Source organism: Sulfurovum sp. (genome assembly GCF_041562805.1).
GTDB lineage: Bacteria > Campylobacterota > Campylobacteria > Campylobacterales > Sulfurovaceae > Sulfurovum.
This window is the reverse complement of the sequence record NZ_JBFFOH010000080.1, coordinates 1-10,960: the sequence shown is the minus strand read 5'-3', so window position 1 is coordinate 10,960 and position 10,960 is coordinate 1. Positions and strand designations below refer to the sequence as shown.

Here is a 10,960-nt window from a genome sequence, read left to right as displayed (position 1 = left end):
GCTTTTTCTTGACGATTCCATTCAGTATATCAAAGATAAATTATAACCACCGGGAAGAAGGATACAATCATAAAAAAACAAATTTAACCCTGTAGCCATGGAACAATCTGATTTCATTCAGATTTGATTTTTTATTATTTTAACTTGCACTGTGACCAAGCAAAGAACTTAGATACAATTCACAACTCCGAAGAGCAACAATAGGCTCGGGGAATTGATGAGCAAGCAGACACTTGGCCCATTTCCCGCAGATTATACAAGGTCCAACATGAATATGGTGTCGCTCCAACCCGCCGTTACAGGCAAAACTCAGCATGCCCTGCCCAGGACTGAAGCAAGCGCCTTACCCAAGAGAGGGGACATACTCTTAATACAGCGTGTGTGTGCACATTTTTTCTTGATACATGGCGTGTACGCCACCAGTGTACCCATGGCGGCAGCCATATGCCTTGGCCCACGCTCATTGCCGAGAAACACCGTACTCTCTGTACCAACAGGGGAAAGAGTTCGCCTCGAGAGAGCTTAGAGGCAAAAATCAAGGCAGGCCGGGCAAGGGGCCCCATCACCAACTCTATAGTATCAGATGTGACCAACATCTTCAGAATAGGTGCGCTCCATCTTCAATGCTCATAATAATATTTTTATATCTACAACTACTCAAAAAACTATTACTATACCTGAAATTCTATTCACCATCTCAGCATAGGACGTTTTGAATAATGGATGCATATAAAAGATACTCCCATGGAATTACAATACCTCATCTAAAATAAGGACCGGACAATGCAGATCTACAATGAACGCTTTTACCGAAAAAGGCATCTAAGAACCAATTATTCTGCCGAGAAGATACTATCCTGTGCACTGCAGATACTGCCAGAAGTAACCTCTGCCATCGACCTTGGATGCGGTGTCGGAACCTGGCTTTCAGTTCTACAACAAAAAGGTATCAAACGTATCCAGGGCGTTGATGGCAGTTGGGTCAGCCAAGAACATCTTGTTATTCCTAAAGAAAATTTTCTTGAAAAAAATCTTGATGAGAAGATAAACCTGGCGGAACGTTATGATTTAGCGATATCCCTCGAAGTTGCAGAACATTTACCAGCTGACAAGGCCAGTACCTTTGTCGACTCCCTGACCCAATTATCTGATATGATACTTTTCTCTGCTGCCATCCCGTATCAGGTAGGCAAAAGTCATATCAATTGTCAGTGGCCAGAGTATTGGAAAGAGATATTCGCTAAAAAGGGATTCATACTCTTTGATGTCATTAGAGGTAAAATTTGGGATGATTCCAAAATACCGGTCTGGTACAGACAAAATATTTTTCTCTTTGTGAACAAAGAACAAATCCCTGCACTAAACCTACCAGACTCCAGCCCTGCCCCTCTAGCTATTGTTCATCCAGACACCTACCTGGAGATGAGCGAACAATATTTCACAATCAAGGGTACTTTTCATCTTTTCCGACGGGCTGTCAAAAAATGGCTCCTCTGCCGATAGACTGTTACACGGCAAATCATTTGCCTGTGACCTGACGGTCCTTACCCTAAAGCCAGGACAGAAGCCCAAGAGGGGACTCTTTTGGGCTGGTTGTATAATAGTAAAAATGTTATTGCAATTTAGATTGGAGATGAAGAGTTTTCTGTAAAAGAGTTCAACAGCCGCTTGTTTCATTTATTTTTTCAGAAAACAACTGTCGATGTTGGGAATTCATATTGATTTTGATGCCAGAACCGCCCTCTTCAACGATCAGAAATGAGTTTTTATTTTTATCATTTTTCAGACCACTTCAACCGGAAACTTTTAAACTACAATAATGAGTAACACGTTTCGACAATATCAAAGCAGAAAAACCTTCAGATCAAGGGTGATTTATGACCCTAAATATGCCTGTTGTGAACTTGATAATTTATTTTCAGATCCGGATCTAAGTTTAAATGATCCCGATACCGAAATACTAAAAGACGGTGACACCAGTACCGTCTGGCGCACAACTACTGGAGAGCACAAACTTGTTGTTAAGCGTTACAATATTAAGGGAGGCTGGCAGGGTTTAAAACGTCTGGTGCGATATAGTAACGCAGAGAATTCTTGGAGGAATGCCCACATATTGAAGACATGTGGTATAGGAACACCATGTCCGGTTGCTCTGGTGGAAAAAAGAATAGGTCCTTTAAAACGGCAGACATATTTTATAAGTGAATATGTTGAGGCCATAAATTGCTCCTCTTTTTTTAAGGAACCTCACCAGCATAAAATCCCCTTATTCCCTGTGGCCCAGAACATTATAGAATTGTTCTCACTCTTAAAAAAATATAAAATTTCCCATGGAGACATGAAGGGAACCAATATTTTGATTAGTGACAACAAACCTATATTAACGGACTTAGACTATATGCGGCAATTTCGCAGCCAGAGTCTCTTTAAGTATCGCCACTCACGTGACAAGAAACGGTTTATAAGGGTCTGGCAAAATGACCCTGCTGTTACTAAGCTTTTCACATCACTATTATAACACAACGTGATTACGGCTCGACCCAAACTTCAACCATCAACCACTTAAACAGTTGGCGGAGTGACATAACCTTTACAGACCAATGCCTAAAATTTTATTTTTACATAAAGGACAGCATGCTGCCTCCACCAGATATCGAGCATTGCATTATTTTGACTGCTTACGACAGGCGGGCTGGACACCTGAAGAGTGCAAAGTTGCCAAAAGCCTCACAAGCTATCTCTTTGCCCTGAACCAGGCCCGCAACGCGGATATCGTTATCATATTAAGGAAACCCTTTAAACCCTTCTTTCGCTGGTTATTACGTCGCGTATCCAAACACTTGGTCTTTGACCATGATGATGCCATATATGTTCGGGATGATGGGTCCGCACACCCAAAAATTCTAAGCCAATATCAAAAAATGATTTCTTTGTGCGATGCCGTATGGGCTGGGAATGACGAGCTCATGAAAACAGCTGAACCTTATGCAAAACATCAATGTCTGATTCAAACCACCCTTGAGTGTGAAAAATATATTTTAGATGAACAAAAGCCCAAGGACTCTGTTGACCTTGTATGGATAGGCGGGAGTTCATCCCGCCCATGGCTCGAAAATATTATGCCAGCACTGGAACAGGCAGCAAAAGCAATCCCAAACTTAAGACTTAAAATCATTGCTGATTTCACCCTACATAGCCAGAATTTACAGGTTATACCAGTACAGTGGTCTGAAGAAAACGAGGGCCGTGAACTGGCTAATGCCCATATCGGCATTGCACCATTACCGGACACTGCATTTACCCGGGGCAAATGTGGCCTTAAAAGCCTGCAATATATGGCCGCAGGGTTACCTGTGATTGCTTCACCCGTTAGTGTCCAAACTGAAATTGTCCAAGATGGCATTACCGGAATACTGGCAGACACGGATCAAGATTGGCAGGAGGCTATAACTTTTCTTGCTGGCAATCCCCAGTTACAAAACAAAATGGGTGAGGCTGGCCGGTTACATTGCCGACATGGATATTCCATTCAATCTGGCTGTAAAAAAATGTTACAGGATCTGGATTATCTGCTCAAAATTTAGAAAATCATGGGACATAGTTGAAGATCCAACTTGTAAAAGTATCTTCAGAGGAAACCAAGAAAGATTGCAACCAATTGAAGGATATTTACACGTGCTACAGCACACATATTTTTTCAACGTTATTTCAAGAAAACAGTTAGATGATGATGTATGAAAACAACTTCAATATTTATTTTAACAAGACCACCACAAAACTACTGGGCCTGATTTCTGAAAAAAATAGACAGGGAAGTCTATAGTGGGCACTATTTTAAGACAGTAATATAAGATGTACGCCATCATAAGTTAAGAGGTAGAGACTCAAAAAATATTACGCAGTACGGGCTCGATTGGGATATGTGGCACGAGCACATAACCGATTAGCCAGCAATGTATAAGTGCTATATTTAGGCCTCGCAACGAACAACACGGCTCGTGCCGTCAATTTAACAGGGATCTATTGATGAAACTTAAAGAAATTATAAAGATATTGGTTCCAAATGTTTTTATGGAGCGTGATAGGAGTCGATATAAGCCAGAAAGTACCAAAAAATTTAAGTTCAACTTTAATGAAGATTCTGATGTTAAGAAGGACATACAGGGAAAATATGGTCATGACAGCGACTTGCTTGAGTTTTTTGCCACTAATAAAGATGTTATTGTTCACAAGTGGCACCACTATATCCCTCTATACGATCGTTATTTCTCATCTTTTCGAGGGCGAAAGATAAGATTCCTTGAGATTGGCGTAAGTAAAGGCGGCAGTCTTCAGATGTGGAGGAAATACTTTGGAGATGATGCTATTATTTTCGGTATTGACATCAATCCCGATTGCGAAAAATTTAATGGTCTGGCTGGGCAAGTTAGAATAGGTTCTCAAACTGACAAAATATTTTTGGAGTCGGTCGTTAGGGAGATGGGTGGTGTAGATATAGTTTTGGACGATGGTAGTCATCATATGGAACATATTCCTGCTACATTAAAATTTCTATTTCCACATTTGAGTTATGGAGGAATATACATGATAGAAGACTTACATGCCGCCTACTGGAAACGCTTCGGTGGAGGGTATCGAGCCAAGATAAATTTCTTCAGATTTTTAATGGATTTGGTGGACGATATGCACCACTGGTACCATACAAAAGGATTGAAACAGGCTGTCATCAGCAAAGACTGCTCTGGCATTCATATCCACGACTCCATTGTGGTCCTTGAGAAAAACAAGGTTCACGAACCGGTTCATTCTAAAAATAGTTAAATTCTCGGATGATGTAGAGCTACACCCCACCCCGCGTAATTTATCTGCGCTTGAAAATGAGAAGCGGATTACGCTTGCAAGCCATATATCCTCACATACGACAAACAGCGAACCCAACCCCTCATCTCAGTACACAGTGCAATGAGAAAGGGTAACGAGTGAACGACCCAGCCCAGAGAGAGACCTAACCTAATGATTCCCTCCAAGAAAGGAACCTAAAGCACCTTTAACCAGGCCAGGTGACAAGGTATTAATGCAGCGCGGATCGGTGCATTTTTTCTTGACACATGGCACACACACATCCTGCCCGCGAAGAACGACAAAATGTTCACTCCTTGGCCCCCACTCAAGATCATCGGCATAGGAAAACATGGCAACAACCGGTATCCCCATGGCAGCCGCCATATGCATTGGGCCACTGTCATTTCCCAAAAACACCGTACTTCTTTCAAGAAGAGGCAAAAGCTCTCCTAAAGAAAGTTTACCAGCAAAACTAAAGACAGGCCGGGCAAGATTTGCGATCACCTCTTCAGCACGTTCCACCTCGGCAGGCCCTCCAACAAAAACAACCTGACAGCCTTGCAAAGTCAGCCAATCAACCACCTCAACAAAGCCTGAAATCGTCCACAATTTTTGTAATCGTCCAGCTCCTGGATGAATGACCACCAAAGGCTTTGCAAAATCAACTCCTGCCTGTTTCAAAAGAAAATCAACTTTCTCTTTTTTATGTGAATCAGGAAAAAATCGAAACATTTCATCAGAAACCGAAGCGCCTGTGGCTGCAGCAATGGCATTATAATCAAAGACTTTATGTTTACCCTCAGGCATCTCAGCCTTGTGGGTGTACACCGAAGGTCGCCCGGGATATTTTTTTGATAGACGAATCTTTGCCCCACAAATCTTAGCGATAGTTGCTGATGTTGCCCCACCCTCAAGATCAATAACAAGATCGGGATTCAACTTTTGCACGCGACGCATGAACTGCACATAAATCCAGGCTCGCTTAAAAATATTACCCTGGCGTATCGCCCGACGTGGATAGAAAAGTGTATATTTAGGGTCAATAAGGGTTTCGACAATCTCTTTAAATGCCGAATCGATGATAAAATAATGGGGAATATTTTGATAATGATCCCGCAGGGCAACCAGCGCTGGAAGCGACACCACCAGATTGCCAATATGACAATCTGGCATTAAGGTTAATACTATTCCTATGTCATTTTTCGAATCAATCATCTTTCTTGTCGATTTCTACGGTGGGCAAGTTTTTTTACTACACGTTCCGTTATATCATCCAGAACAGCCTCTTTATCATGACACCAAGACGAATCAAGCTGTAAATAAATATTTAAACATTCAAAAACAAAGTTCGAATCATTCCGCCACCAAGCTAATGAAAAAATAAGAGTTGTTAAATCATAAATTCTCTGTTTATTCGAAATTTTTGCCATCAACCGACAATCATTCAGGTCTATAATAGAGATATCAACTTTTGAAGAATGCTCAACCCATAAAAAATTACTTATTTTTGCATCTCCATGATAAATTCCAGACTTATGCATCCTAGCTAAAAGAGGAATAATAGAATTTAAAATAATAGCCCGCTTGGTAAAGTCAGCAAAATCATCCTGCAATTGACCAAGATCCTTATCTGGCTTTACATACTCATACACACAGGTTGTACCCTGATAATCTAAACCGCGACCATTATCCACTGCTGCAAGTAAAAGAGGCGTTGAAAAATCATTCTGTTGTAATATTGCCACCTGAGACTGCACCTTAAGAGCGAGAGATGAGAGAAAAGCTCGCCTAAACCAAAACAACCAACTTTTGACATAATAATGTTTCACAATATACTGGTGGCCCTGTAGCTCCACCAAAGAAACCCTACCTCGTTTCTCGAGTTTAAAGTCTATGACACTGTTATTAAAAAGCAAGAGAGGGTCACGCACAAGAATACTTCTTAGGTCTGCATTGAGCCTATCACTCAAAAAACCTTTTATCTGTTTACGGCCAATCACAATGCTCCCTCAATCCAGGCCGGTAATTGAACCAACACCCCCTCTCTGGAAGGTAATAATCTTTGTAAAATCATAGAGAATAATAGAAAACATTCATGAACAATCCTCCCCATGCGATGCCCATGAGGCAGGGTAAACGTCATAAGACTGAGCGTAATCAAGAAGACCTTCAATTCGACCATGTATTTTTCGAAACATCGCTATCGTTGGATTTGACCTATTAAAACCGAGACAGGGCACCTCAAAGTGGGTCTTCACAAAAAGAACAAAAGCATCAACAGCCTGTTGATCACATCCTTTACCCAGAGCATCATTTATTAAGATCGATAGTGAATCAAGATCATCACAACAATAGACTAACTGCGGTAACGTATAGAAACATGGGGCAAAAGTGATCACAGGCTTATACCTCTGTAAAGCCTCAAATCCAGCCAACGAGCTAAAGGTAACAACAAGCTTAGCCTTATCGAGAAGTTCACCAATAGGATATTTACGCAGAAAAAGAATATTTGGATGCTGCCTCTTAAACTCCGTACTAATAATACCAGGTTCTGCCGGATGCTCTTTCACCACAAGTTTTAACGTTGAATCTCTATATTCATTGGCCGCCTGCAACCCCAAGGCAACATAAGTTGTCAACTGTTCCATACCTGAGAGACCCATAGGATATCCCATTCTTTCAAAAACCTCATTTCCCTGTAAGGGTAAGAAAACAAATTCCTCTGGCAAAGCAGTCGATGACTGGCCAGGCAAATCATATCCGACGGCTTTCAATAATTGCTTCTTCAGGTGATTCAACAGGGAGTCGGTAGGAGTTGAATCCGGATGCCTTGACTGCCAAAAAGGATTACGCTGATATCTGGCGTTCTGCCAGAGAGTAAGAAAAGGATTCGTTTTCTTTATTGAGACGAGATCAAACGTAACTTCAGGAACAGAACGAACCGGAATAACTAGTCTATCTTCCTCATTACGGTGGCGTTTACCCCAGACCTCAGGGTTATCAGGTTTTGGGGGTTCAAATGACAGCCCACACGAGGCTCTTCGGAAAAAACCACTGGAAAGATAACATACCGGCAGCTTGAGCTCATTTGCAACGGCGGTAATACAAGATATATCTAAAAAGTGCCGAGCAGTTGTAATAATAATACTAATTTTATTATTAACTAAATATTTCCGCAAGAACTGGACATACCCAACACATAATGCATAAAGTGCCTCTTTCACCTGCACATCTGTCGACAACCTATAAGCAGTAGTTTGTTCAAGAATTTGTTGAATAGATGGATCCTTTCTCTTTTTAAGTTGAACTGGTTCTACCTTATATAAATATTCTGGCGCTGCATGCTGCGCGTCAAGGAATAGACCTACCATCGGATCAGAGGTCATAAACGTAACATGATGAAACTTGCTAAGATACATCCCAAAGGAATAATCAAATCGCTTCTTATGGACTAAATATAAAATATTAGACATGGTTCTCTTTAATCTAATCTGAACAAAGAAACAAAAACTCTTGTCTCCAACTTTATATGTTCTAGACAGCACATTCCCCAAACAACAGGAGGTATGCACCAAAAAAAATGATTTTTCCCTTATTATTCAAGCAAACTGGAATTATACGGACAATTAAACATGAGTATATGCCTGTATATCTATTGCCATAAAATACTTTTATTAATGCTGTTCGGCTTTAAGTATTGAAAACAATCCAACAATTACAGCCATCACCATCCAATACATAAGTGCTGTCCCGGAGTTATAGACATCATCAAAAAGCATCCTAACCCAAAACCCTATCTGCAAAAACAAGCCACCCGCAAAGACAAAACGCTCCCCGTAATTGTTAGCACATTTAATCCCTTTCAGGCAAATCTTAATCTGCATAAAAAGCAACAACAGAAAAGCGACCAATCCCTGCACACCTGTTTGTAACATAAAGTTAAAAACACTATTATGAGCATGGGTAAGCCCACCAGGGCGCGGTTTTACACTTTCAAGATCAATTTTCTGCAGATTTGAACGCCCATAACCGTACCCGATAAAGGGATGCTTTTTGAAAGGTTGCCAAAAATGATTCGCAATTAACACACGAACCTGCAGAGGATCTCTGGCATCCAACGTAGCCAAATCTCCTGATAAAATGACCTGCCAGCTATTGGTCTGAAATTTGCCCCGGATCGGCGTCAAAAAAAACAAAACTACCAAACATAATAAAACAGGGAGCATAAGATACAATCTTTTAACTGCCACCATTCGCCAAACAACAAAAGGCATAAAAAGCACAACCCCAATGGCCACAATACCTGCACGCTGATACGACAAATAGAGAGAACATAAATTTAAGGCCAACAATAAGCTAATGAGAAAAAAGTTTTTCTTCCCAGGAAGAAAAAACAAACCAGCGTAACAAACTGCTGCAAACATGATAAAATAACTACTCGCCCCTACTGGCCCATTATTAAAAATCTGCTTTGCCGCTAACAAACCAGCAAATTGATTTTGATTAAAACCAACAACATAGAAATGCCAAGCAAAAAGAAGCACCCCGAAGACATTCCCTAAACAAAGAAGCGCCATCACTCGATATAAATGCTCACGCTTGTGGCAAAACCCTGATAAAGCAAAAAAAAGGAGTGTATAAGTTAAAAATTCTCCTCGTATGGCATTCAGAGAATCACCGAGATTGTAACTCCACGGAATGGATAAAAGAATAACAGCAAAAAACAACCCAAAAGGGAGATACAATGGATTATCTTTGAGTTTAAAATCTCGGTTACTCAATTTTAAACCCAAACAACCCAGCAAAACAAAGATTAACCCTCCACTTTCAATAGCATTTGTATGACTCGTTGGTATGGCGTAGCCCAACAGCACCAGGCCTAGATAGACCAACACCTCTGGCGAAAATATAACTAACGGCTTCTCTTTAAATTGTAAGATATCAAACATAAATTGTGAGCCTGTAAATAATTCGGTGTAATTACCTTTTTCATACATAAGAAGCCAGCGGCTCTTCGAATTCGATCATAAACCGATTCATTGCTGGTCTTCATAGACTTACGGATAACGCTGCTTAATGACTCGATTGCATTTGTCGTATAAATCACCTTTTTTATATCCGGTGGATAATCAAAAAATGTGATCAAATTGGGCCAATAAATGATGGGGATATTTCCTAGAAATTTTACCCGATCACCAAGACCATTACGCCGAACACATTGCTCAAGCTCATGGTGATAATTACTCCATCAATGCCCAAAGTCGCGACACTATCATGATGAAATGCTAATTATCTTTATACTCACATATACGCCTCGTTTAAATCGGGTATTGCCTTACTCCCGTAGAGCAAGCCCTTTTACTCAACCCCATCTCCTGCGGTTAAAGTAGATTCAACAAAATCAACAATACCACTTGCTCGTTTTGCCCATGTAGTCTGTTGAGCCCGTGCCCGTACCCTGGTTGTCATTGCTGCATAATGATCCGCATCATCCAAGAGGGTTTGTACTGCAGCGACAAAGGCATCCACATCATCAGGGGGAATATAGGTTCCAGCATCCCGTAGCACTTCATGGACAGAGGGAATATCACTACCAATGGCAGGAATACCATGGGAGAGATAATCCAATGCCTTCACAGGGCAGGTCAGATAGCGATTATAATATGTATCCTGCAACATCACCACTCCAATACTGGCCTGTTCGGCAATAGCTTTTTGCAACACGTCAGGGGGCTGAAAGGACACGAACTCAACCATATTGGTAATACCTAGATCCTGGGCTCTTTTTTCAAAGATATGATTTTTTTTGGACTTCCCGCCCCAAAACGAAATCTTAACATCAAGATCCGCAAGCCTTGTTGCCACCTGCATAAGAAAGTCCACCCCTTTCTCGCCATGCATATGCCCCACATACATGAGTTTCCGCCGCCTGCGCACCGTGTCAATACTGGCCGGATTGTCCTTGGGTTTGGTCCCTAGGGGAAAGGAGCAGGTCGCCATTTCCGGAAAGACCTGCTGGTACCGTTCCTGCTGCGCCTCAGTAATGCAGATCAGACCATTCAGACGGGGCAAAAAGAGATGCTCCATGATTTTCTCACGATAATGCTTACTGGTCTTC

At 41.3% G+C, this 10,960-nt stretch carries 9 protein-coding genes and 1 pseudogene; 4 read left to right on the top strand and 6 right to left on the bottom strand.

From position 1 onward, the window contains the following. Positions 1–783 precede the first annotated feature (783 nt). The 4 genes from ABYK33_RS09850 (at position 784) to ABYK33_RS09835 (ending at position 4,821) form a co-directional block, all read left to right on the top strand. Entirely contained in the window at positions 784–1,503 is a 720-nt protein-coding gene (locus ABYK33_RS09850) for a methyltransferase domain-containing protein (RefSeq protein ID WP_373032999.1), read from the top strand. Between the two features lie 316 nt (positions 1,504–1,819). Then, positions 1,820–2,518, top strand: coding sequence for a hypothetical protein (locus tag ABYK33_RS09845; protein ID WP_373032997.1), 699 nt, complete (start codon positions 1,820–1,822; stop codon positions 2,516–2,518). A gap of 82 nt (positions 2,519–2,600) precedes the next feature. Beyond that, on the top strand, positions 2,601–3,584 hold the full coding sequence (locus ABYK33_RS09840) for a glycosyltransferase family 4 protein (protein ID WP_373032996.1): 984 nt from the start codon (positions 2,601–2,603) through the stop codon (positions 3,582–3,584). Between the two features lie 442 nt (positions 3,585–4,026). Next, entirely contained in the window at positions 4,027–4,821 is a 795-nt protein-coding gene (locus tag ABYK33_RS09835) for a class I SAM-dependent methyltransferase (RefSeq protein ID WP_373032995.1), read from the top strand. A gap of 189 nt (positions 4,822–5,010) precedes the next feature. Here ABYK33_RS09835 and ABYK33_RS09830 read toward each other — a convergent pair whose 3' ends face one another. The 6 genes and pseudogenes from ABYK33_RS09830 to ABYK33_RS09805 form a co-directional block, all read right to left on the bottom strand. Next, positions 5,011–6,057, bottom strand: coding sequence for a glycosyltransferase family 9 protein (locus ABYK33_RS09830; protein WP_373032994.1), 1,047 nt, complete (start codon positions 6,055–6,057; stop codon positions 5,011–5,013). Beyond that, positions 6,054–6,842, bottom strand: coding sequence for a lipopolysaccharide kinase InaA family protein (locus tag ABYK33_RS09825; protein ID WP_373032993.1), 789 nt, complete (start codon positions 6,840–6,842; stop codon positions 6,054–6,056). Before ABYK33_RS09825 ends, ABYK33_RS09830 begins: the two co-directional genes overlap by 4 nt. Positions 6,843–6,935: 93 nt before the next feature. Continuing rightward, positions 6,936–8,315 carry a hypothetical protein gene (locus ABYK33_RS09820; protein ID WP_373032992.1) on the bottom strand — a complete coding sequence of 460 codons (1,380 nt, stop codon included), beginning with the start codon at positions 8,313–8,315 and terminating at the stop codon, positions 6,936–6,938. A 201-nt stretch (positions 8,316–8,516) separates the two neighbouring features. Beyond that, positions 8,517–9,839 (bottom strand): O-antigen ligase family protein, encoded by a 1,323-nt coding sequence (locus ABYK33_RS09815; protein WP_373032991.1) that lies wholly within the window; start codon positions 9,837–9,839, stop codon positions 8,517–8,519. A gap of 50 nt (positions 9,840–9,889) precedes the next feature. After that, positions 9,890–9,997 (bottom strand): annotated as a pseudogene (locus ABYK33_RS09810) (transposase); the annotation flags it as partial. Between the two features lie 203 nt (positions 9,998–10,200). Then, on the bottom strand, positions 10,201–10,960 hold a 760-nt coding region (locus tag ABYK33_RS09805; RefSeq protein ID WP_373032990.1), incomplete at its 5' end, for a glycosyltransferase family 4 protein.